At 73.5% G+C, this 22167-nt stretch carries 28 protein-coding genes; 13 read left to right on the plus strand and 15 right to left on the minus strand.

Features of this window, described 5'->3' with window-relative positions:
• Positions 1-36: 36 nt before the first annotated feature.
• Positions 37-825 carry an NRDE family protein gene (locus BIU96_RS09335; RefSeq protein WP_071292330.1) on the minus strand — a complete coding sequence of 263 codons (789 nt, stop codon included), beginning with the start codon at positions 823-825 and terminating at the stop codon, positions 37-39.
• 65 nt (positions 826-890) lie between these two features.
• Between BIU96_RS09335 and BIU96_RS09340 the strand changes: the two genes are divergently transcribed.
• From BIU96_RS09340 to BIU96_RS09375, 8 genes are all read left to right on the plus strand, one after another.
• Positions 891-2213 (plus strand): phosphopantothenate--cysteine ligase family flavoprotein, encoded by a 1323-nt coding sequence (locus tag BIU96_RS09340; RefSeq protein ID WP_071292378.1) that lies wholly within the window; start codon positions 891-893, stop codon positions 2211-2213.
• Between the two features lie 84 nt (positions 2214-2297).
• Positions 2298-2696: a hypothetical protein gene (locus tag BIU96_RS09345; protein ID WP_071292331.1), complete on the plus strand. Its 399-nt coding sequence runs from the start codon at positions 2298-2300 to the stop codon at positions 2694-2696.
• Positions 2697-2722: 26 nt separating this feature from the next.
• Positions 2723-3478, plus strand: a complete 756-nt coding sequence (locus BIU96_RS09350) for a YqjF family protein (protein ID WP_175477501.1) — start codon at positions 2723-2725, stop codon at positions 3476-3478.
• Positions 3475-3909, plus strand: a complete 435-nt coding sequence (locus BIU96_RS09355; RefSeq protein ID WP_071292333.1) for a DUF1810 domain-containing protein — start codon at positions 3475-3477, stop codon at positions 3907-3909. The genes BIU96_RS09350 and BIU96_RS09355 overlap by 4 nt, the downstream gene beginning before the upstream one ends.
• A gap of 117 nt (positions 3910-4026) precedes the next feature.
• On the plus strand, positions 4027-4677 hold the full coding sequence (locus BIU96_RS09360) for a GntR family transcriptional regulator (RefSeq protein WP_071292334.1): 651 nt from the start codon (positions 4027-4029) through the stop codon (positions 4675-4677).
• Positions 4678-4852: 175 nt separating this feature from the next.
• Complete coding sequence (locus tag BIU96_RS09365; protein ID WP_071292335.1) at positions 4853-5323, plus strand: MarR family winged helix-turn-helix transcriptional regulator; 471 nt, start codon at positions 4853-4855, stop codon at positions 5321-5323.
• 286 nt (positions 5324-5609) lie between these two features.
• Positions 5610-6476, plus strand: a complete 867-nt coding sequence (locus BIU96_RS09370; protein WP_071292336.1) for a hypothetical protein — start codon at positions 5610-5612, stop codon at positions 6474-6476.
• Positions 6477-6575: 99 nt separating this feature from the next.
• Positions 6576-7724, plus strand: a complete 1149-nt coding sequence (locus BIU96_RS09375; RefSeq protein WP_254786064.1) for a low temperature requirement protein A — start codon at positions 6576-6578, stop codon at positions 7722-7724.
• A 127-nt stretch (positions 7725-7851) separates the two neighbouring features.
• Here the strand turns inward: BIU96_RS09375 and BIU96_RS09380 are convergent, their stop codons facing one another.
• From BIU96_RS09380 to BIU96_RS19810, 4 genes are read right to left on the minus strand one after another with little or no spacing between them, the layout of a single operon-like run.
• Positions 7852-8160: a hypothetical protein gene (locus BIU96_RS09380; protein ID WP_071292337.1), complete on the minus strand. Its 309-nt coding sequence runs from the start codon at positions 8158-8160 to the stop codon at positions 7852-7854.
• Complete coding sequence (locus BIU96_RS09385) at positions 8157-8774, minus strand: Asp23/Gls24 family envelope stress response protein (protein ID WP_071292380.1); 618 nt, start codon at positions 8772-8774, stop codon at positions 8157-8159. Before BIU96_RS09385 ends, BIU96_RS09380 begins: the two co-directional genes overlap by 4 nt.
• Positions 8771-9325, minus strand: a complete 555-nt coding sequence (locus BIU96_RS09390; protein WP_071292338.1) for an RNA polymerase sigma factor — start codon at positions 9323-9325, stop codon at positions 8771-8773. Before BIU96_RS09390 ends, BIU96_RS09385 begins: the two co-directional genes overlap by 4 nt.
• 53 nt (positions 9326-9378) lie before the next feature.
• Positions 9379-9531 (minus strand): hypothetical protein, encoded by a 153-nt coding sequence (locus tag BIU96_RS19810; RefSeq protein ID WP_175477502.1) that lies wholly within the window; start codon positions 9529-9531, stop codon positions 9379-9381.
• 82 nt (positions 9532-9613) lie between these two features.
• Here BIU96_RS19810 and BIU96_RS09395 point away from each other — a divergent pair, with 82 nt between their 5' ends.
• Entirely contained in the window at positions 9614-10258 is a 645-nt protein-coding gene (locus BIU96_RS09395; RefSeq protein WP_083402790.1) for an MOSC domain-containing protein, read from the plus strand.
• A 67-nt stretch (positions 10259-10325) separates the two neighbouring features.
• On the opposite strand, the gene BIU96_RS09400 is transcribed toward BIU96_RS09395, so the two are convergent.
• On the minus strand, positions 10326-10889 hold the full coding sequence (locus tag BIU96_RS09400) for an MOSC domain-containing protein (RefSeq protein ID WP_071292339.1): 564 nt from the start codon (positions 10887-10889) through the stop codon (positions 10326-10328).
• 7 nt (positions 10890-10896) lie between these two features.
• Complete coding sequence (locus BIU96_RS09405; RefSeq protein WP_071292340.1) at positions 10897-11307, minus strand: MmcQ/YjbR family DNA-binding protein; 411 nt, start codon at positions 11305-11307, stop codon at positions 10897-10899.
• Positions 11308-11450: 143 nt separating this feature from the next.
• Between BIU96_RS09405 and BIU96_RS09410 the strand changes: the two genes are divergently transcribed.
• Entirely contained in the window at positions 11451-11750 is a 300-nt protein-coding gene (locus BIU96_RS09410) for an excalibur calcium-binding domain-containing protein (RefSeq protein WP_071292341.1), read from the plus strand.
• A gap of 4 nt (positions 11751-11754) precedes the next feature.
• Here the strand turns inward: BIU96_RS09410 and epsC are convergent, their stop codons facing one another.
• Together epsC and cysK are read right to left on the minus strand one after the other, a co-directional pair.
• A complete protein-coding gene (gene epsC, locus BIU96_RS09415; RefSeq protein WP_254786066.1) occupies positions 11755-12339 on the minus strand; it encodes a serine O-acetyltransferase EpsC in 585 nt (194 codons plus the stop codon).
• Positions 12336-13274 carry a cysteine synthase A gene (gene cysK / locus BIU96_RS09420; RefSeq protein WP_071292343.1) on the minus strand — a complete coding sequence of 313 codons (939 nt, stop codon included), beginning with the start codon at positions 13272-13274 and terminating at the stop codon, positions 12336-12338. The genes epsC and cysK overlap by 4 nt, the downstream gene beginning before the upstream one ends.
• 194 nt (positions 13275-13468) lie before the next feature.
• Between cysK and BIU96_RS09425 the strand changes: the two genes are divergently transcribed.
• Positions 13469-14140 (plus strand): DUF899 family protein, encoded by a 672-nt coding sequence (locus BIU96_RS09425; protein ID WP_071292382.1) that lies wholly within the window; start codon positions 13469-13471, stop codon positions 14138-14140.
• Positions 14141-14263: 123 nt separating this feature from the next.
• Here the strand turns inward: BIU96_RS09425 and BIU96_RS09430 are convergent, their stop codons facing one another.
• Entirely contained in the window at positions 14264-15301 is a 1038-nt protein-coding gene (locus tag BIU96_RS09430; RefSeq protein WP_071292344.1) for a dipeptidase, read from the minus strand.
• 42 nt (positions 15302-15343) lie between these two features.
• On the opposite strand from BIU96_RS09430, the gene BIU96_RS09435 reads away from it, so the two are divergent.
• Both BIU96_RS09435 and BIU96_RS09440 read left to right on the plus strand, forming a co-directional pair.
• Positions 15344-15919: a GNAT family N-acetyltransferase gene (locus tag BIU96_RS09435; RefSeq protein WP_071292345.1), complete on the plus strand. Its 576-nt coding sequence runs from the start codon at positions 15344-15346 to the stop codon at positions 15917-15919.
• Positions 15916-16380 carry an SRPBCC family protein gene (locus BIU96_RS09440; RefSeq protein ID WP_071292346.1) on the plus strand — a complete coding sequence of 155 codons (465 nt, stop codon included), beginning with the start codon at positions 15916-15918 and terminating at the stop codon, positions 16378-16380. The genes BIU96_RS09435 and BIU96_RS09440 overlap by 4 nt, the downstream gene beginning before the upstream one ends.
• Before the next feature lie 149 nt (positions 16381-16529).
• Here the strand turns inward: BIU96_RS09440 and BIU96_RS09445 are convergent, their stop codons facing one another.
• From BIU96_RS09445 to BIU96_RS09465, 5 genes are read right to left on the minus strand one after another with little or no spacing between them, the layout of a single operon-like run.
• A complete protein-coding gene (locus BIU96_RS09445; RefSeq protein ID WP_071292347.1) occupies positions 16530-17363 on the minus strand; it encodes a MurR/RpiR family transcriptional regulator in 834 nt (277 codons plus the stop codon).
• A complete protein-coding gene (locus tag BIU96_RS09450) occupies positions 17360-18619 on the minus strand; it encodes an allantoate amidohydrolase (RefSeq protein WP_071292348.1) in 1260 nt (419 codons plus the stop codon). The genes BIU96_RS09445 and BIU96_RS09450 overlap by 4 nt, the downstream gene beginning before the upstream one ends.
• The gene (locus BIU96_RS09455) at positions 18616-19842 is read right to left on the minus strand and encodes an alanine--glyoxylate aminotransferase family protein (protein WP_071292349.1); all 1227 of its coding nucleotides are present in this window, start codon (positions 19840-19842) and stop codon (positions 18616-18618) included. Before BIU96_RS09455 ends, BIU96_RS09450 begins: the two co-directional genes overlap by 4 nt.
• A gap of 42 nt (positions 19843-19884) precedes the next feature.
• Positions 19885-21261 carry an allantoinase AllB gene (gene allB, locus BIU96_RS09460; RefSeq protein WP_071292350.1) on the minus strand — a complete coding sequence of 459 codons (1377 nt, stop codon included), beginning with the start codon at positions 21259-21261 and terminating at the stop codon, positions 19885-19887.
• Complete coding sequence (locus tag BIU96_RS09465; protein ID WP_071292351.1) at positions 21258-22022, minus strand: aspartate/glutamate racemase family protein; 765 nt, start codon at positions 22020-22022, stop codon at positions 21258-21260. The genes allB and BIU96_RS09465 overlap by 4 nt, the downstream gene beginning before the upstream one ends.
• Between the last annotated feature and the right edge of the window lie 145 nt (positions 22023-22167).

Below are 22167 nucleotides of genomic sequence, written 5' to 3' on the forward strand. Positions count from 1 at the left end.
CTCGATGGACGGACCGCGGTCCCGCTGAGGCCTGGCTCAGGAGCGGTGCAGCTCGACCGACCCGTCGAGGCGTCCGGGTTCGGTGAGGCGCGCGTGCTGCAGCACCGTGCGGGACGGTCCGACCGCAGCGGCGACGATCGAGAGCGTCGCGACGTGCCCCTCGTGCTCGTGGGCGTCGCGCAGGATCGCGTCGGGGTCGTCCGCGGGCAGTGCGGCCGACGCGGCGAGGACCCCGAACCACCCGCTCCACCCGTCGCCAGCGTCGTCGCCTGCGTCGGCGGCGCGGAGCTCGTCGAACGGCCCGAGCTCCGGCGGCCCGACCGGCGCCGCGACCCCGCGGAACGCCTCGAGCCAGCGGCCGATGCGCGGCGCGGTCGGGTCGTCCGGTTCGCCGTGCGTGACCATGTGCACGCCCGGGCCGAGGGCCGTGGTGCGCACCGCTGCGCCGTCCCACGTGACGACCTCGGCACCGTCGGCGGTGGCGCGGACGAGGTTGAACGCCCGCGTGGTCGGCACCGTGCCGTCGTGCCCCGGGAGCACCCCGTCGACGGCGTCGAGCGGGACCACCCCGCGGGTGGTCCAGGTGCCGTCGGCACTCGCGACCGGCTCGGCACGGTTGAGCACCACCGCGAGTCCGGCGTCGTCCGAGGCGGCGAGCCAGGCACCGCCCGCCGAGCGGTCGCGGACGCCGCGCACCGACGGGTCGCGCTCCGGCCACCACGCGGCGGGCGGGTCCCACGGTCGGTCCGGCGATTCGTCGCGCAGGGCGAGCATCGTGACGGGCCAGTCGGAACCGGGATCGACGCGGACGACGACGGTGCACATGGGGTCGATCCTCGCACGGGCCCCCGGGTAGCGTGACCGACGTGAACGCAGCAGCAGAGGGCCGTCTGACCGTCGTCGTCGGGATCACCGGGGGCATCGCCGCCTACAAGGCCGTGGGCGTCGTCCGCGACCTCGTCAAACGCGGCCACGACGTGCACGTCGTGCCGACCGAGGGCGCCCTCCGGTTCGTCGGCCTGCCGACGCTCGAGGCGCTCAGCCGCAACCCGGTCACCACGAGCGTGTTCGAGGACGTCGCCGAGGTGCGGCACGTCTCCCTCGGCCGTCGAGCGGACCTGGTCGTCGTCGCCCCCGCGACCGCCGACTCCCTCGCCCGCATGGCCGCGGGCATGGCCGGCGACCTGCTCGGCACGACCCTGCTCGCGACCGAGGCCCCCGTCGTCGTCGCTCCCGCCATGCACCCGCAGATGTGGGAGCACCCCGCGACCACGGCGAACGTCGCCACGCTGCGGGAGCGCGGCGTCCGCTTCGTCGGCCCCGTGGTCGGGGCCCTGACGGGCGACGACGCGGGGATCGGCCGGATGGCGGAGCCCGAGGACATCGTCACCGCGGCGCTCGCCGTGCTGGACCACGGACCGACCGCCGGCCACGCGGGCGGGACCGCACCACGGACCGACGGCGAGCGGTCCGCCGGGGCCGAGCCGCGCCTCCAGGCCGGCACCACGGACATCGCCGGCACCGGCGCACGCGGCGAGCAGGGCGACCTCGCCGGGGTCCGCGTCGTCGTCAGCGCCGGCGGGACCCGCGAGCCCTTCGACCCGGTCCGCTTCGTCGGCAACCGCTCGAGCGGCCGCCAGGGCGTCGCGATCGCCGCCGACGCCGCCCGCCGCGGCGCGACCGTCACGGTCGTCGCCGCGAACGTCGAGTCGTCGCTCACCGCCGGACTCGACGCCACCGTCGTGCCGGTCGGCTCCGCCCTCGAACTCGCCGAGGCCGTGCACGCCGCGGCCGCCGATGCCGACGTCGTCGTGATGACGGCGGCGGTCGCGGACTACCGACCGGCCGAGGTCCGTGCCGAGAAGCTCAAGAAGGAGTCGCAGGGCGACACCATGACGCTCGAGCTCGTGCGGAACCCGGACGTCCTCGCCGACCTCGTGACGGCGCGCCGGACGGGACAGATCATCGTGGGCTTCGCCGCCGAGACCGAACCCGACCGGGCCGCACGGATCGAGCTCGGCCGCGCGAAGATCACCCGGAAGCCCGCTGATCTGCTCGTGGTGAACCACGTCGGCTGGTCGGCGGGGTTCGAGCGCGAGGAGAACGCGATCGAGGTGCTCGTGCCGGGCGGCGAGGTCGTCCGCGAGACCTCGGGCAGCAAGGCCGAGGTGGCGACGGCGGTCCTCGACCTCGTGGCGACCGCGCTGACCTGAGCTGCCGGCCCGAGCAGCCGGCGCGAGCCACCGGACCTGAGCGGTCTCCGTGCGTGCGCGGTGTCCGCCGGGCACGATGGGGGCATGCGACGACGCGAGCGTGCACGACGCGCCACCCGGACCGCCACCCTCCTCGCCGTCGTGCTCGGCGGGGCCGGTGTGACCCACTTCCTCCGACCGCGGGGCTACGACCGGATCGTGCCGGACGCCCTGCCCGCACGGATCACGACCCTCGCCTCCGGTGCCGCAGAGCTCGGCATCGCGGCCGGCCTGCTGGTGCCGTCGACCCGTCGGAGCGCCGGCTGGGCCGCGGCCGCGCTCTTCCTCGCGGTGTTCCCCGCGAACCTCAAGATGGCGAACGACCTGCTCGACAGCCCGCGGTCGACCCGCGGGATGCGGCTCGGCTCCGTCCTCCGCCTGCCGCTGCAGGCACCCCTCGTCGCCTGGGCCGTGCGCGTCGGCCGGCACGCGCCGAAGCGGTGACCGGGGCGACGCGGGACCGTGCCGCGGTGCCGCTGCTGCACCGCCCGGTGACCGTGCACGCCTGGGAGGACATCGTCTTCGCGCACTGGCGCCACGACCCGGAGTCCCTGGCCGCGCTCGTCCCGCCCGGTACCCGCCCCGACGTCGTCGACGGCAGTGCCTGGGCTGGGCTGTCGGCGTACGTGTTCCGCGAGACCCGCGTCCCGCCGTTCCCGCCGTCCGGCCGGCTCGGCTCGATGACCGAGGTCACGATCGAGATCCTGACCGTCGACGACCGCGGTCGGCGCGGCGTCGCGTACCGCACGGTCGACACCGCGAACGTGCCGGCGATCGTCGCCGCGCACGCGCTCCTCGGCGTCCCCTACACGTTCGCGCACGCTCGGGCGCGCCGGCGCGGGGACACCATCGCGCACCACTCGGTCCGGCACCCGGCCCGGGCACGCGCGCTGCACCCGGTCCGGTGGCTGCGGGCACGGCCTGGAGGCGCGGTGCAGCCCCGCCACGCGGCCACCGTCCGGGTGGTGGCCGGCGACGTCGTCGACAGCCCGCTGGCCGCCGAGCTCACGACCCGACAGGGCATCCACGCCCGCCTGCTCGCGCAGACGCTGTTCTGGCAGCGGCAGCACCCGCCGCTGACGGTCCGGTCGGCGCGGCTCGAACGCCTGGACGGCGACCTGCCGGACGCCGTCGGGATGTCCGGGCTGTTCGACCGTGAACCGGACTCGCTGCTCGTGGTCGACGGCACGACGGTCCGGTACGCGTGGGGGGACGTGGTCCGGTGACCGACGACCCGCACCACCTCGACCGCTTCGTCCACGCGCAGGAGGGCGTCCACGACACGGCGCTCGCCGAGCTCCGGGCCGGCCGGAAGACCTCGCACTGGATGTGGTTCGTCTTCCCGCAGCTGGCCGGGCTCGGACGGAGCGCGACCGCGCAGCACTACTCCCTCGACGGCGTGGCGGAGGCCCGTGCGTACCTCGACCACCCGGTGCTCGGCCCGCGGCTGCTCGAGGCGACCGACGTGGTGGCCGCCGCTCCCGCGCGCTCGGCCGACGACCTGCTCGGTGGCATCGATGCGCTGAAGCTGCGTCCCTCGATGACCCTGTTCGCGCACGCCGCCGCCGATCCGGGCCCCTTCCGCGCGGTGATCGACCGCTGGTACGGCGGCCGCGAGGACCCGGTGACGGTGCGCCTGCTGCACCTCGACGACTGACACGCCTCGATCCGATCGCAACGCCGTTCGTATATCAGGTACGGTGAACCATGCGTCCGTACCGACCGGTCGGCCGCGCAACCCGTCGCCCGTCCACCACGACCCGGAGGAACCCGCATGCCGGTCCCCAGCAGCGCACCGACCGAGCACCAGCTGCTCCGCGACACCGTCCGCGAGAAGATCCACGACGCGATCATGGACGGCACGCTGGAACCGGGCGAACGACTGAACGACGACGAGCTGATCGCCTGGCTCGGGGTCTCCCGCACCCCGATCCGCGAAGCCCTCAGCCAGCTCGCCCGCGCCGGTCTCATCGAGATGGCACCGAACCGGTACACCCGGGTGACCACCCCGAACCCGTCCGAGGTCGTCGAGGCGATGCAGACGCTCGGCGTGCTGTTCGGCGGCGTGGTGCGCCTGGCCGTCCCGCGGCTCGGCGCCGCATCGAAGAAGAAGATCCTGGCCCAGCTCGACAGGGCCATCGCGGACTTCGAGGCGCACGACGTCGCGGCGGTCAACCACGACGCCCTCGGGGTCTTCGCCCTGTACGTCGCGGAGTGCGGCAACGAGAACCTGCAGCGGGTGTGCCGCGACACCATGGACGGCCTGGCGTTCCGACTGCGCCTGCCGAACCTCGACGAGCTCGTCGACTGGGACCGGATGACGGCGGACTTCCGCCTGCTGCGCGAGGCCACCGAGCAGGGCGACAACGTCGCCGCGGAGCTCGCGACCGAAGCCATCCACCTGCTCCCGGGGGAAAAGCGCTGACCCCGGCTGAACAGCCGTACAGGAACCCGCCCGTCTCGTCCACGCGAGGCGGGCGGTCCGCGTTCCCCGTGCCTCCAGGCGGTCCGCGTCCGACCGCGCCGGGCGCGCGCCGTCACGTGCCGACGGAAGCCGGTAGCATCGCTCCGACCACCTGTCGGACCACCCGGAGCACCGCATGAGCCACCGCCAGCCGGACCGCACCGAGATCGCCGCGCGCCTCGCCGCCGCCGTCGGCCGCATCAACCGCCGGGCCCGGACCGACTCGGCCGCCCTCGGGTACGGCATCGTGTCCGCGCTCGCGACCATCCAGCGCGAGGGACCCCTGCGCCCCGGCGACCTGTCGCGGATCGAGGTGGTCACGAAGCCGACGATGACGCGCATCCTGACCGAGCTCGAGCAGCGCGGGTTCATCGAGCGCGAAGCCGACCCGCGCGACGGACGGGCCTTCATGGTGACCGCGACGCCCGAGGGCATCGCGGCCGTCGAACGCGCCCGCGCCGACCGCACCGGCATCGTCGCCGAGCTCATCGCCGAGCTGCCCGACCACGACGTCGACGCCATCGCCGCCGCACTCGAAGCCCTCGAGCGCGTGGCCCAGGGCGAGCGGCACGATCGCTCCCAGGAAGCGCACAGCGCGCAGGCCTGATCCCGTCGTTACCGAACCGTTACCGACGGGTGGACGGACGGTTCTGCCAGCCTCCCTGGACGCGCCGTCCAGGCTCGGGAGTCATCGTGGCGGCTTCGCCCATCGGCGGCCACCCCACGGCTGCCGGCCGGCGGACGGACGGGCCCCACACCACCGTCCGGTCCTCCCCCGGCTCGCGAGCTCTCGACGACGGACGTCCCCACGTCACGGAACACCGGCGCGCTCCCCCACCCCCGCGCGCAGCGTCGACAGCCACGCACCACGAGCCGGCCGACCACCGGAATCGATGACAGGACACAGCACCACCGACCTCCCCACCACCACTGCCTCGACCCGACGTGAGGCCCTGAACACCCGCGACCGGCGCCTCCGCCGGGCGCTCCGCCGTCCCACGACGTTCATCGTGGGTGGCGCCGCCGTCCTCGCCGTGGCCGGCGGCATCGCGACCGTCGGGACGCAGCCCGCGATCGGCGAGGCGCTCGGCATGCCGACGGCCAGCGCCACCCCGGCACCGGCCCTCGACGGCACCGCGCTCGACCGGGCGCAGGCCGCCGCGACCATCACCACGGCGCAGACCGTCATCTCGACCGCGAACGAGAAGACCGACACCACCGCGCTCGAGCGTCGGATCGACGCGCTCGGCGACTACCGGAAGCTGTCCGGCGCGGCACTGACCTCGCGGATCTCCTCGACGGTCGACGCGAGCACCGACGTCGCGAACGCCAGCGCCACGCAGGACAAGCGGGACGCCGACGCGAAGGCAGCAGCCGAGGCGGCAGCGCAGAAGGCAGCAGCCGAGCGGGCCGCCGCAGCCGAGGCCGCGCGGAAGCAGGCCGCAGCCAACACCCCGGCCGGGGCCAGGGCCACGGCCAGCTCGCTCGCCGCGTCGAAGTACGGCTGGGGTTCCGACCAGTTCCAGTGCCTCGACAACCTCTGGACCAAGGAGTCCGGCTGGAACTACCAGGCCGTCAACGCGAACGGCGGCGCGACCGGCATCCCGCAGGCACTCCCCGGCTCGAAGATGGGCACGATCGCGGCGGACTGGCGCACCAACGCCACCACGCAGATCACGTGGGGGCTGCAGTACATCAGCCAGTCGTACGGCACGCCGTGCGCTGCTTGGGCGCACTCGCAGGCGTCGAACTTCTACTGAGTTCGGCTCTGCGACGCAGGTGACGCCGACGGCCCCGGGATCGCTCCCGGGGCCGTTCTTCGTTCGTTCGTCGTTGCGTTCTTCGTGTAGGCATACCGGGTGACCACCATCGGACTCCGCCGCATGGCGCCCCGCGACCCCACCGAGGGGCACCGTGCCGCCAGCCCCCTCGAGCTCCTCTTCGACCTGGTCTTCGTCGTCGCCGTCGGGTTCGCCGCGTCGAACCTGCACGAGATCGAGGCCGAGGGGCACGTCACCTCCGCCGTGGTCGCGTACGCTTTCGTGTTCTTCGCGATCTGGTGGGCGTGGATCAACTTCACCTGGTTCGCGACCTCGTTCGACACCGACGACTGGCTCTACCGGGTGATGACGGTCGTGCAGATGGCGGGCGTGCTCGTCCTCGCCGCGGGCGTGCACGCCGTGATGGTCGACGGTTCCACCCTCGTCGTCGTCATCGGGTACGTCGTGATGCGCCTGGCCCTGGTCGGACAGTGGCTGCGGGTCGCGGCGTCGTCGCCCGAGTACCGGAGGACGGCACTCCGCTACGCCGCGGGGATCGTGGTGGTGCAGGCGCTGTGGGTGCTCGCCGTGCTGCTGCCGTGGGAGGTCGAGCGGTTCGTCATCCCCGTCCTCATCCTCCTCGAGGTCCTGGTCCCGCCGTTCGCGGAGGCCGGCGCCCACACCACGCCGTGGCACACCCGGCACATCGCCGAGCGCTACTCCCTCTTCACGCTCATCGTCCTCGGTGAGGGGCTCGTCGCGTCCGCGAACGCGGTCATCGACGGCATCGCGCACGCCGACCACCTGGCGTCGCTCCTCGTGCTCGCGGCGTGCGGCCTCGTCATCGTCGTCGGCATGTGGTGGATCTACTTCTCGCGGGAGCAGCACGCCCACATCCGGTCGCTCCCCACCGCCCTCGTGTTCGGCTACGGCCACTACTTCGTGTTCGCAGCAGCCGGCGCGTTGCCCGCCGGCATCGAGGTCGCCGTCAGCGCGGACGCGGGTGAGGCCGAGCTGTCCCACGCCTCGGTCGCCGGCACGATCGCGGTGCCCGTCGCGCTGTTCGTGCTCGCGATCTGGTGGCTCGCGCTCCGCCCGTCGCTGACGACCGGGTGGAACGTCGCGGTCGTGGTGCTCGCCCTGGCGGTGCTCGCGAGCATCGCCGTGCCCGCGGTGTCGCTCGTCGCGACGGCGGCGCTGGTCGTGGCGATCGTGGTCGTGCTCGAGGTCGCGGACCGGCGGGGATGAGCTGGGGCCGCACCCGCAGAGCGTGACCCGGTCTGCGCACCGGTGGCGGTCCGAACAGGCGACCGTAACGCGGCCTGGAGGCGCGGTGCGGGCCCGCACCGCGCCTCCAGGCCGTCAGGCGGATCCGTCAGCCGACGCGCGCGACCCGGACGTCCACCCGGCTGAGGGCGAGGCCGTGGGCCTCGGCCACCGCGAGGGCCGCGAGGTGCGCCGCGCGGGCGGTCTCCGGTGCCGGACGTGCTCCGTCGGTGCCGATCACGACGCGCAGGACGTCGTCGTCGAGGACGACCCGGGCCAGGGCGGCGCGCGTCGCGAGCCGCTTCGCGGTGTCGATCGTGGCGCCCAGGGTGGGCCGTGCGTGGTAGATCTCGGTCACGCCGGGGACCGCGAGGACGGCGGTCTCCACGGCGGTCAGGACGTCGTCGTCGGCGCTCATGCGCGGTCCTCCTCGTCGTCGGTCGTCGGGGGCAGCAGGTCGCGGACCACGACGTCCACGGACTCGACCAGCAGGTCGGTCTGGGTGGCGAGCACCTCGGCGACGGCTTCGCGCACCTCGGACGCCACCGCCGGGATGGCCGCTCCCGCGCGGACGGCGATCTCGACCACGACCCGCACCGGCGCGCCGAGCTCGACGACGTCGCCCTCGAGCCGGCACCGGGCGATGAGGGCGTCCGGCACGCCGTCGCCGACACTGCGGACCAGCGAGCGGATCGCGCCCTCGGTCATGACGGGTCGTTCGGTCGGGGCCTCCGGTCGGAGCGGGACGTCGCGACCGGACCGCGCCTCGATCGAGATGTTCGCGAGCACGCCGCTGATCCACGACTCGTCGGCTGGGGCCTCGTTCGCCGCGGCTGCCTCGAGGGAACCGAGCGACGAGTGGCGGAGGCGGACGATCGCCGCGAGCGCGTTCTGACACGCGGCGGACTCGTCGATGCTCGGGTCGGCGGGCTGCATGCCCGCGTCGAGGTAATCGGCCAGCTCGTCGATCGTGTGGCCGTCGAGGTCGTCGGGTTCGAGGGAGTCGAGCCGGACGGGATCGGGTTCGGTCATCGCCATCCCTCCATGAGACGGATCATGTTCTTCCGTGCCCGGGACAGCAGTCCGCGGACGGTCGAGGCGGGAAGGTCGAGTTCCTCCGCGATCTCGTCGTACGAGTACTCGAGGACTTCCTTCATCAGCCAGCACCGCCGCTGCGCCTCGGGCAGTTCGGCGAGCGCCGTCTCCACCGCTTCCTCACGCGAGCGCGCCTCGGCGACGCGGTCGGGGGCGTCGTCGGCGGGCGCCTCGACCTCGAGCTCGGTCACGTCGTCGTGGAAGCGTCGCGCGCGGATCCGGTCGAGGCACTTGCGGCTGAGGATGCGCATCAGCCACGCCTTGACGCGGGCCCCGTCGTCGAGGCGGTCCATCCGGTTCCAGGCGGTGATGAACGTCTCCTGCACGACGTCGTCGAGCTCGTCGGTCGACCCGAGCGTCCGGCGTGCGTAGGCGCGCAGGAGCGGGGTGTACCGGCGGATGAGCACCTCGAACGCACGGACGTCGCCGTCGGACGACCGATCCGCGAGGACGGCGTCGTCGAGGTCGGAGAGGGGCGGGTGTGGCACGGATTCCTTCTACTGGTGGCGGATGGGGGTCTGCTGGGCGTCGGTCTCGGGCGTCACTCCCGGCCGGTGCGGACGCCCGGTGCGCGGCGCACACGGAACGGACCGGCGGGCCGTGCCGCGAGGGAACGGACCCGTGCCGTCGCCAGGAGGTGTGCGGGGGCGACGCGGGCGTGCGACGGCTGCTGCGGGGCGGCGGTGTCGGTCATGGTGGTCTCCTCGGGTGTGGTCCTGCACCGGTGAGACGTGACGAGGACGGAGTTCGTCACACTTCTGCGGCAGAGTGGTCGCATGTCCCTCGTCACCGCCGTCTGCCGCGTCGACCGCCTGCACCGCGACTCCGGCACGATCGGGATCACCGCGATCGACAAGCGCCCCGTCGACGGCCCCGTCCGGGTGCGGCCGCTCGGGCTGCACGCCGACGTGCAGGCCGACCGCAAGCACCACGGCGGCGAGGACCAGGCCGTGTACGCCTACGCCGACGAGGACGCCGCGTACTTCGCCGAGTCGCTCGGGCGCGACGTCCCGCCGGGGCTCTTCGGGGAGAACCTCCGCACGAGCGGGGTCGACGTCACCGGTGCCGTCACGGGTGAGCGCTGGCGCATCGGTGCGACCCTCGAGCTCGAGGTCACCATCCCGCGCACGCCGTGCGGCACCTTCGCCCGACGAATGAAGGTCGACCGGTGGGTGAAGCGGTTCGCCGAGGAGGGACGGCCCGGGGCGTACTTCCGGGTCCTGCGCTCCGGCCCGGTCGCCGCCGGTGATCCGGTCGTCGTCACGCACCGACCGGACCACGGCGTCACGATCGGGCAGATCTTCGCCGGGCTGTCGCCGGAGCAGGCGCGCGCGGTGCTCGACTCGGGGACGGGCCTGGCCCCGAAGGTGGTGCGCGACGTGTCCCGGTTCCTCGCGCGCGGACGGGTCCTCGACCGCTGACGCGGGGCGCTTCCTTTGCTCGTCCGGTTCTGAGGTCAGACGGGGCTGGGGTCAGACGGGGCTGCGGTCAGACGGGGCTGAGCGGCTGCAGCTCCCCCGCCGGCAGCTCGACGCGGATGCGGTCGCCCGCACGGACGACGCCGCCGGCGACCACGACGCTCATCACGCCGCCCTTGCGCTCGACCGTCCCGTCGTCGGCCCGACCGAGGACCGCGCGGAGCAGCCCCGGTTCGAAGTCGTTGATCTGCTGGCACGGGTTCCGCAGCCCCGTCACCCGCACGCACGCGTCGTCGCCCAGGTGCAGGAGCGTGCCGGCCGGCAGCCCGAGCAGGTCCACGCCACGCGTGGTGACGTTCTCGCCCATCTGACCGGGCGCCACGGTGAACCCCGCGTCGGCGACCTCGTCGAAGACCTCGGCGTGCAGCAGGTGCACCTGGCGCAGGTTCGGCTGCGACGGGTCCCGCGCGACCCGGGAGCGGTGCTGCACCGTGGTACCGGCGTGGGCGTCGCCCTCGATGCCCCACCCCTCGACCAGGACGACCTCGTCGACCACGGGCTTGGTGAAGTGGTGGGCGGTGTCGCGGCTCACGGCGACGACCGTCGGCTGCTCGTCTTCGAGGTTCGGGGTCACGTGACGATCATGGCGCAGAACCTGTTCGACCGGCAGCCCCACCGCCGGTGCCGCGCGACGGGTCGATCGGTCGCTTCGCCCGCGGCAGGCCCGCCACCACCAGGTCGTACGCGTTGCCGACCAGGTCCTCGACCAGCGTCGCGTCGATGCCGTCCCCCGGGGACAGCGTGATCCAGTGCTGCTTGTTCATGTGCCAGCCCGGGGTGATCTCGGCGTGTTCCCGCACGAGCGCGGCGCCGTGCGGCGGTGCGCACTTGAGGTTCACGATCGACACACCCCGCAGCTCGGACGTCATCACGAACATCTTGCCGACGACCTTGTAGACGAAGGCGCCCTCGCCGAAGGGCTGCGTCTCCGCCACCGCGGGCAGGGCCATCGCGGTGCGGACCGCCACCTCGTGCAGCGCCTCGCCGTCCATGCGACCAGCATGCCGCACACCGCCGACGACGCGCCTCGTTCTGGGGGCGGGGGCGGCCGTGCCCGCCGTCGTACGATCGACGCGCCGTGCACCCGACACGGCGGCCGCTCCCGCGGTCACGACCACCCCTGGGGGAAGAACCCGTGCGTCTCACCCGTACCCTCGGCGTCACCGCCGCCACCGTCGTCCTCGCCGCGTCCGTCGTCGTCGGCGGCGCGTCCACCGCGCAGGCCGCTCCGACCGTCTACAAGAACTGCACGGCCGTGCAGAAGGTGTACTCGGGCGGGATCGCGAAGAAGTCCGTCACGAAGAACCGTGTCACCTCGAAGGGCAAGGTCACGTACCGCGCGCTCAAGGGCACGGTGAAGAAGGACGACGCGCTCTACGCCGCGAACAAGAAGATGGACGCGGACGCCGACGGGATCGCCTGCGAGAAGAGCTGACGGCTCAGAGCGGCGGGACGCCCTCGTGCCCGGAGCGCGGGCGCGCGGTCCCGGCGACCCCGGTGACGACCGAACCCGCGGGGACGTCCTTCGTGACCACGGTGTTCGCACCGACGACCGAGTCCGCGCCGACCGTGATCGCACCGATCAGGGACGACCCGGCGCCGAGGACCACGCGGTCCCCCACCGCCGGGTGCCGGCGGACGCCCGGACCGTGCTCGCCGCCGCGGCCGCCGAGGGTCACCCCGTGGAAGACCACGACGTCGTCGCCGACGACCGAGGTCTCGCCGATCACCACGCCCATCCCGTGGTCGATGAAGAAGCGTCGGCCGATGCGGGCTCCCGGGTGGATCTCGATGCCCGTCACCGAGCGGGCGACCTGGGCGACGACCCGTGCGGCGAACCGTGATCCGGGCAGCCCCTCGGCGTTCCACAGCCGGTGCGTCAGCCGGTAGGTCCAGATGGCGTGCAGCCCCGAGTACACGATCGCGTTCTCGAGGTCACCGCGGGATGCGGGGTCGCCGCGGCGTGCTGCGGCCAGGTCCTCACGGACGGTCCGCAGCACGCCTCGTCGGGCGGGTCGTCTCACGCAGTGAGTCCCTCGAAGAGCACCGTCGACAGGTAGCGCTCCCCGGTGTCGCACACGATCGCGACGACCCGCTTGCCGGCGTTCTCGGGACGCGCAGCGATCTCGATCGCGGCGTGCAGGATCGCGCCGGACGAGATGCCGGCGAGGATGCCCTCCTGCGTGCCGAGGTCGCGGGCGACCCGGAGCGCGTCGTCGAGCTCGACGTCGAAGACCTCGTCGATGACGCTGCGGTCGAGGACCTCGGGGATGAAGTTCGCACCGATGCCCTGGATCTTGTGCGGGCCGGCCTTGCCCTCGGTGAGGAGGGGCGAGTCCTTCGGCTCCACCGCGACGATCTGCACGCCCGGCACGCGCTCCTTGAGCACCTGCCCGACGCCCGTGATGGTGCCGCCGGTGCCGACGCCCGCGACGAACACGTCGACGTGGCCCTCGGTGTCGCGGAGGATCTCCTCCGCCGTGGTCTTCCGGTGGATCGCGGCGTTGGCGGCGGTCTCGAACTGGTGGGCGAGGATCGCGCCGGGGGTCTCGGCGACGATCTGCTCGGCCCGCGCGACCGCGCCCTTCATGCCCTCGGAGCCCGGCGTCAGGACGATCTCGGCACCGAACGCACGGACGAGGGCCCGACGCTCGACGCTCATGGTCTCGGGCATCGCGATGACGACCCGGTAGCCGCGGGCCGCGCCGACCAGCGCCAGGGCGATGCCCGTGTTGCCGGACGAGCCCTCGACGATGGTGCCGCCGGCCTGCAGCTCGCCGGATTCCTCGGCCGCGTCGACGATCGCGACGCCGAGCCGGTCCTTCACGCTCGCACCGGGGTTGTAGAACTCGAGCTTCGCCAGGATCTCGGCTCCGCCGGCCTTCGGCAGGCGGTTCAGCCGGACCAGCGGCGTGTTGCCGAACGCCTGCGAGATGTCGTCGTAGATGGTGCCGCTCATCGGTTCCGTCCTCATCGGGTCAGGTCGCGTGCCCACCCCTCTGGAGGCACGGCGTGCGCTGCGATCCTACCGAGCGCACCCGGCGTGTCCCTGTCGATGACGTGCGCTGCGCGCCGGACGCACGCCGCGCCTCCAGGCCGTTGCCGACGCGTCCCGCCGCGCGTACCGTGCTCCGCAACGACGAGGAGGTCGTCATGTCCAAGGAACAGCAACCCGACGTCGCCCCACCGGTGGTCGACCGCGCAGTGTTCGACGAGGCGCTGGCCGCGCAGGTGCGCGACGAGAAGGAACTCACGCGACACGGCGACCGCGTGTCCGCCGCCCGTCGCCGCCTGCCGATGGTCCGGGTCGACGACTACGTCTTCGAGGGTTCGGACGGACCGGTTCGCCTGACCGAGCTGTTCGGCGAGAAGTACCTGCTCCTCGTGCAGAACGTCATGTTCGGACGGGACTGGGACGAGGGCTGCCCGAGCTGCACCTGGGCCGTCGACAACCTGCCCGCCGACATGGGCCGACTCGACGACGAGGGGATCGCGTTCGCGATGGTCTCCGAGGGGCCGATCGAGAAGCTCGAGGCCTGGCGGGAGCAGCGCGGCTGGCCGCACACGTGGGTGTCGTCGGGCGGGACGACGTACCACGACGACTGGGGGTGGACCGTGCACAGCGAGGGCTGGGACGGCCCGGTGCCCGGCTACTCGTACTACCTGCTGCGCGACGGGGTGCCGTACCTGACCTACGCGACCGGTTCGCGCGGCACGGAGGCGATCCTGCCGGTCGCGCACATCATGGACCGCACGGTGTACGGGCGACAGCAGGACTGGGAGGACAGCCCCGAGGGCTGGCCGCAGTACCCGACGTACGGCTGAGCCGCTGCCCGGCGCCCGTCGCTCGGTCGCTCGGTCGCTCGGTCGCTTTCGCGGTGAACGACACGTCACGCGTTCGGCCAGCCGTGAGGTGTCGCTGCGCACGAAACCCCGGCGAGCAGCGTCTCAGCGCACGAACGCCGTGCGCGCGAAGCGCCCGTCGGTCGCCTCGAGCACCCGCAGCACGTTGCCGCCCGCCAGGGCCCGCAGGTCCGCGGCGCCCCACCCGCGCCGCTGCAGCTCCGCCGCGAGCACCGGGTACCGCGACACGTCCCGCAGGTCCGGCGGCAGCACCGGCGTGCCGTCGTAGTCCCCGCCAAGGCCGATGTGCGACACGCCCGCGACCTCCCGCGCGTGCTCGACGTGGTCTGCAACGTCCGACACGGTGACGAGCGGCGGCGCTCCCGGTGAACCTGCGGCGAGCCACTCCGCGTACGCCGTGGACACGAACTGCGGCACGAAGGTGATCATCACGACGCCTCCGTTGTCGGCCAGGCGTCCGAGGACGTCGTCGGGCACGTTCCGCGGGTGGTCGGCGACGGCGACGGTCGACGAGTGGCTGAACACGACGGGCTGCGTCGCGACGTCGAGGGTGTCCCGCATGGTCGCGGGAGCGGTGTGGGACAGGTCGACGAGCATGCCGATCCGTTCCATCTCCGCCACGACCTGCCGACCGCGGTCCGTCAGGCCGCCGTGCGCCCGCTCCCCGGTGGCCGAGTCGGCCCAGGGGGTGTCGTCGTTGTGGGTGAGGGTCATGTAGCGGACGCCGAGCCGGGCGAGGGTCCGGAGCACGGCCAGGTCGTCCCCGATGGAGTGGCCGCCCTCGGCACCGAGCAACGAGGCGATCCGGCCGGAGTCGATCGCCGCCCGCACCTCGGCAGCGGTCCGGGCGAGCACGAGCGACTCGGGGTAGCGCTCGATGATCCGGTGCGCGACGTCGACCTGCTGCAGGGTCGTGCGGACCGGGTCGGGGTCGTCGGCGGGGACGAACACCGACCAGAACTGTCCGACGACGCCGCCGGCGCGCAGCTTCGGCAGGTCGGTGTGGAGCGAGTTCGCCTCGGAGTCGATCCCCTCGACGCCGGAGGTGTGCGTGTCCCGACGTTCCCACGGCAGGTCGTTGTGGCCGTCGATGACCGGGAACGGGAGCGCGTCGAACGTCATGCCACGACGCTACCGGCCGCCCGACGTCGGTAGGGTCGGCCCATGGACCCCGTCACGCTCCGCACCGACCGGCTCGTGCTCTCCGTCCCCGACCAGTCCGACGCCGACGACGTCGTCGCGTACGCGAACGACCCGGACGTGATCGCGTACACGCCGGTCCCGGTGCCGTACGGGCACGCCGAGGCACGGCACTGGATCACCGAGGTCGTGCGATCCGGTTGGGCGGCCGACACCCGCTACGAGTTCGGGATCCGACGTGCGGACGACCTCCGGCTGCTCGGCACGGTCGGCCTGTTCGGCTTCGTCGACGGTGCGGCCGAGATCGGCTACGCCGTGCACCCCGACGGGCGAGGACACGGGTTCATGACCGAGGCGGCGCGCGCCGTCCTCGACTGGGCGTTCGCCCCGACGCCGCAGGGGCTCGGCTTCGTCCGGGTGCAGTGGCGTGCGATCGCGACGAACACCCCGTCCGCCGCGATCGCCCAGCGGCTCGCCCTGCGGTACGAGGGGCGACTCCGGTCCGGCGTCTCCCACCGCGGCGCGCGCCACGACCAGCTCATCGCGGCCGTCCTGCGGGACGACGACCGCTCGGTGCCGACGGTCTGGCCGAGCGCGTGACCGTCGCGTTCCGCGTCGTCACCGAACTCGACGCCTCACCGGACCGTGCGTTCGCGCTCTCCCTCGACATCGGTGCCCACGAGCGGTCGATGGCCGGCAGCAGCGAGCGTGCCGTGGCCGGCACGACCTCCGGCACGATCGGGTTGGGCGAGACCGTCACCTGGCGCGCACGGCACTTCGGGATCGTGTGGCGGATGACGAGTCGGATCACCGCACTGGAGGCGCCGCACCGGTTCGTCGACGAACAGGTGCGTGGGCCGTTCGCCCGGTTCCACCACCTCCACCGCTTCGAGCCGTCGGCGCGCGGCACACAGATGGTGGACGAGATCGAGTTCCGGGCGCCGTTCGGCCCGCTGGGCCGACTGGCCGAACGGGTCGCGCTGGCGCGCTACCTGCCGCGGCTGATCGCCGAGCGCAATGCCTCGCTCGCCGCCGAGCTCGGCGCCTCGGCCGAGGACTGATCGAGCGCCGAGATCGCAGTTCGTGCGGCTTCGGTGGCGGCGTCGGCCGCCAGAGTGCGATCTCGGCACCCCACGCGACGGCGACGCGCACGACCCGACGGGCACGACGGCGACGCGCGTGGGGCGACGGGCACGACCGTCGGGCCCGCTCACGGGGCGGTGAGCTCGCCGAGCGCCTCGTAGGCGTTCGCGACGGCGTCCACGCGCGCCCGGCCACCCGGTCCGGACGCCTCGTACACGTCGTTGGCGACCGCCGCGACCACGGCGAACAGCGCGGCCATCGAGTCGAACGCCGACGGGGAGTCGACGGGGCAGAGGATCGCCGTGGCGGCCGGTGCGGCGATGACCGCCGCGGTCGGGTCGCCGAGCACGACGACGTCAGCCCCGGTCGCGACGCAGTGCCGGACGAGGCGACCGATCCCGGAGGCGTGCCGCCGCACGGTGACGATGACGACGAGGTCGCGGCGGTCGAGGTCGGCCACCTCTTCGCCGAGGCGCTGCCCGGGCGCCGGACCGATCCGGACGTCGGGCCGGACCTGGGCGAGCTGGGCGCGGAGCTGCAGGGCGATCGGGAAGGCCCCGCGTTCGCCGATCACCAGGACGCGTCGAGCCCGGACGATGCGCCGCGCGAGCCGGGGCCGGTCGGCACGGGCGAGCGAGGCGAACGCGGCGTCGAGGTTGCGGGACTCGACCGCGCGCTGGTCGACGTGGGCGGCGTCCTCCGCAGCCCACGGCAGTCCGGTGCCGCGCGCCGACATCAGGTTCGCCCGGACCTCGGCGGCGTCCTGGAAGCCGAGCGACCGGACGAGCCGCGACACCGTGGCCTTCGAGGTGCCCGACTCGGCGGCGAGCTCGGCGGAGGTGCCGACGAGCAGGAGCTCCGGGTCGTGGCGGACCATCGCGGCGACCCGACGCTCGGCCGGCGAGAGCTGCTCCCAGACCGAGTCGATGCGGGCGCGGACGTCGGGGCCGGCGGTGCTCATGCGCGGGCCACCCGGTCCACGGCGACGGCGAGGGCGTCGAGCCCGAGGGCGATGTCCGCCGTCGCGACGAACTCGTCCGGGTGGTGGCTGATGCCGTCCGGGTTGCGGAGGAAGAGCATCGCGACGTCGGTGACGAGCCCGAGCGACATCGCGTCGTGTCCGGCTCGCGAGAACAGCTCCATCGGTTCGGTCTCCCCCGTCGACTCGATCCCGGCGCGGACGGCGTCCATCAGCCGGGGCGCGCAGAACACGGCGGGTGCGCGGTGCACCTCGGTCGGCGTCACGCTGACCCCGCGGCGCTCCCCGATGAGCGTGAACGCCTTGGTGAGCTCGTCCCACACCCGGTCGCGTCCCTCGTCGAACTCCCCGCGGAGGTCGACCGAGAACCGCGCGAGGCCGGGGACGACGTTGACCGCGCCCGGTTCGACGGTCATGGTGCCGACCGTGCCGACGTGCTGCGACGCCCGGCAGATCCGCTCGACGGCGAGGGCCGCCTCGGCAGCGGCGAGCAGTGCGTCGTGGCGGCGCTCGTACGGGGTGCCGCCGGCGTGCCGGGCCTCGCCCACGGCCTCGACCGTGAAGCGGCGTGCACTGGCGATGCTCGTGACGACGCCGAGCGCCTGACCGGCCTGCTCGAGGTACGGCCCCTGCTCGATGTGCGCCTCGAGGTAGCCGACGAGCGTGCCGGGGTCCGCTGCGGCCTCGCCGACCCGTGACGGGTCGAGCCCGAAGTCCTCGAACGCGCGACGGAGGGTGGTGCCGTCGCCGTCGGCCAGGTCCCACCACGACTCCTCCCAGACGCCGGCGACCGCGGAGGAGCCGAGCAGGGCCTTGCCGAAGCGGGTGCCCTCCTCGTCGGAGAACGCGACGACCTCGAGCGCCACCGGCAGCGGACTGTCGGCGGTGAGGCGTGCGACGGTCCGGATCGCCATGAGAACCCCGACGATGCCGTCGAACCGACCGGCGTCGACGACGGTGTCGAGGTGCGAGCCGAGGAGCAGTACGGGGGCGTCCGGCTCCGCCCCGTCGACGCGCCCGTGCAGGTTGCCGGCGGCGTCCTGCCAGGTGCGCAGGCCGGCGTCCTGCATCCACCCGGCGACGACGGCGTTGACGGCGGCGTGCTCGGGCGACAGGTACACGCGGGTGATCCGGCCGGTCTCCGCGGTGATCAGCGCGAGTTCGTCGCACCACCCCGCCACGAGTTCGGCGTCGGTGGTGGCCAGGTCGGTGGCGGCCACGACGGGTGCCGCGCTCATGCGAGCACCCGGACACCCGCGTACACGTCCAGCGCGGCGTCGACGCCGCCACCCTGCGGGACCGCGTGCCCCGCGCGGCGGAGTGTCTGCTCGAGCGCCGCGAGCGTGGTCACGACGGTGTCCTTCCGGGCGTTGTAGCCCATCGTGCCGATCCGCCACACCTTGCCGTGCAGCGGCCCGAACGACGTGCCGATCTCGATGCCGTGGTCGTCGAGCATCGCCGCGCGGACCTGGTCGCCGACGACGTCGGACGGGATCTCCACCGCCACGACGTTGTGCATCCGGTGCGCCAGGTCGCCGAAGACGCCGAGTCCCAGCGCCTGCACGCCGGCGAGCATCGCGCGGCCCGCGGTCTCGTGGCGGGCGACGACGGCCTCGCGGCCCTCTTCCAGCAGGATGCGGGCGCACTCGTTCGCGGCGTAGAGCATCGAGGCGGCCTCGGTGTGGTGGTTCAGTCGGCGCGGTCCCCAGTAGTCGAGGATCATCGCCAGGTCGAGGTAGTTCGAGCGGATGGGGTCGTCGGAGACCTCGTCACCGGGTTCGCGGATGCCGGCTTCGACGCTGCGGCGACCGTCGAGGACCGCCACGGCCTTCGGCGACAGGGTGAGGGGTGCACTGCCGGACGGGCCGCCCAGGCACTTCTGCAGCCCGGCGCTGACGGCGTCGATCCCCCAAGCGTCGGTCTCGAGCGGGTTGCCGCCGATCGTCGCCGTCGCGTCGGTGTAGAACAGCACGCCGTGTCGCTCGCAGATCGCGCCGAGCTCGTCGAGCGGCTGGTTCATCGTGGTCGAGGTGTCGCCCTGCACGATCGCCAGGACCTTCGGCCGGACGCGGACGATCGCTTCCTCGACGGCGGACGGGGTGAAGACCTGCCCCCAGGCGGTCTCGATCGTGTGGACCTCGGCACCCGCCCGTCCGGCGATCTCGGCGAGCAGGTGCCCGAAGCGGCCGAACACCGGCACGAGCACCCGGTCGCCGGGGGCGAGCAGGGACACGAGCGCGGCCTCGATGCCGGCGCGCGAGGTGCCGTCGACGAGCACGGTGGCCTCGTTGTCGGTACCGAACACCTGCCGGTAGAGCGCCTGCGTCTCGTTCATCGTGGTGGTCATCCACGGGTCGTACTGCCCGACGAGCGGGGTCGACAGCGCACGGAGCACGCGCGGGTCGGCGGTGATCGGGCCGGGCCCCATGAGGAGACGTGCGGGCGGGTTCACTGGGAGCATGGTGGTTCCTCCGTTCCTGGTCCGAGGATATCGGAACGATCGTTACAGCCGTGTTGCGGGGATAGTCGCGGTCGCTGGCACCGGTCGTGGGACGAGCCGCCCCGTGACGGCGGTGACGCCGTCCGCTGCCGTGGCGACCAGCTGCCCGCGCAGCCAGGTCTCGGTGACCAGACCACGTGCCTCCAGGCCGGCGAACGCGGAGACCGGGTTGCGGTGTGCGAGGCCGGCCACGTCGATGACGGCCGTGGCGGACGGGTCGAAGACCGCGAAGTGGGCGAGCGCGCCGGGGGCGACCACGCCGCGGTCGGCGAAGCCGGCGAGCGCTGCGGGGCCGGTCGTGAAGAACGGGAGCAGGTCCTCGAGCGGGACGCCGCGACGCGACGCCTCGGTCCACACCGCGCGGAACCCGACCTGCAGGCCCGCGATCCCGCCCCAGGCGAGTCCCCAGTCGTCGACCTTGAGGTCCGCGGTGGAGGGCGAGTGGTCGGACACGACCATGTCGATCGTGCCGTCGAGCAGGCCCGCCCAGAGGGCGTCCCGGTTGGCGTCGTCACGGATCGGCGGGCAGCACTTGTACTCGGTCGCGCCGTCCGGGATCGAGCCGGCCTCGAACGCGAGGTAGTGCGGGCAGGTCTCGACCGTGATCCGCACGCCGTCGTCCTTCGCGGCCCGGATCATCGGCAGGGCGCCGGCGTCGGACAGGTGCAGGACGTGGACCCGCGCACCGGTCGCACGGGCGCCGTCGATGACCCGCGCGATAGCGGACCGCTCGGCGTCGACGGGTCGGGTGACCAGGAAGTCGTCGTAGTGGTCGCCGAGGGCGTCGTGGTCGACCAGGAACGCGGGGTCCTCGGCGTGCACGATGAGGAGCGCGTCGATGCGGGCGACCTCCTCGATCGCGGCCCGGAGCTGCGCAGGCTCGAGGTGTGGGAACTCGTCGACGCCGGACGGCGCGGTGAAGCACTTGAAGCCGAAGACGCCGGCGTCGTGCAGTGCGTCGAGCGATCCGAGGCTCGCCGGGACGGCTCCGCCCCAGAACCCGACGTCGACCGCGACCCGGCCCTCGGCGCTCGCCTGCTTGACGGCGAGCGCGTCCACGGTGGTCGTCGCGGGGATCGAGTTGAGCGGCATGTCGATGACGGTGGTGACCCCGCCGAGGGCGGCGGCCCGGCTGGCGGACGCGAAGCCCTCCCACTCGGTCCGGCCCGGCTCGTTCACGTGCACGTGGGTGTCCACGAGTCCGGGGAGCAGGACCTGGTCGTCGGGGACGGTCCAGTCCACCGTTGCGGCGACCGTGGCGTCGACCGGCAGGACGGCGTCGATCCGGCCGTCGCGCACGACGACCGCCGCGGGACGGAAGGCACCGTCGATCCACGCGCGTCCTGCGCGCAGGACGAGGTCGGCCTGGAGGCGCGTCATGCGCCCGCCCCGACCGTCACGGCGACCGACGGGTGGCGTTCGAACTCCGCCAGCAGTCCCGACATCGGCTTGGCGGGTGGCGCGGCGTACTCGCCGCGCCGGCCCGTCGTCAGCCCGAGCCGCACGAGCGACTCGGCGAGCACGGTGGCGGCGGCGACGCCGTCGACCACCGGCGCCCCGACCTCGCGCGAGACCTCGGCGCAGAAGTCGGCCATCCCGGCGCACCCGAGCACGACCGCGTCCGCTCCCCCGGCGAGCACGGCCCGGCACTCCTCGACGACGAGTCCACGCGCGCCGGAGGTCGGGTCCTCGAGCCGGAGCACCGGGACCTCGCACGCCCGGATCTCGGCGACGAGCGACGCGAAGCCGTACCGCTCGGCGAGCTCGTGCGCACGGCCCGTGGTCCGGGCGAGCGTGGTGACGACGCCGAAGCGCCGGCCGAGCATCGCGGCAGCGTGGAAGGCCGCCTCGGCGATGCCGATCACGGGGCCGCCGGCGACCTCGCGTGCGGCGTCGAGCCCGGGGTCGCCGAAGCAGGCCACGACGTACGCGTCCACCCCGTCCCGTTCCCCGATCGCGATCTGCTCGAGCAGCCCGGGCACGGCCAGCGCCTCTTCGTAGTGGCTCTCGATCGAGGCCGGACCCATCGTCGGGTTGACCGCCTCGACGACGGTGCCGGGGCCGGCGACCGCCGCAGCGGCGGCTCCGATGCTCCGCGTCATCGAGGCGGTGGTGTTGGGGTTGACGACACGGATGCGCATCGGGGTCCTTCCGGTGGTGCGTGGAGCGTGGTGCTGGGTGGTGACCATCGTGGCGGAGGCGAGCCGCGCCTCCGGGCCGTGACCGTGGTCGGTGGACGGCCGGCCGCCGCGACCCGCCTGTGGAGGACGGGTCGCCGCGACGGGG

Origin of the sequence: Curtobacterium sp. MCBA15_008, assembly GCF_001865065.1 — a bacterium.
Lineage (GTDB): Bacteria > Actinomycetota > Actinomycetes > Actinomycetales > Microbacteriaceae > Curtobacterium.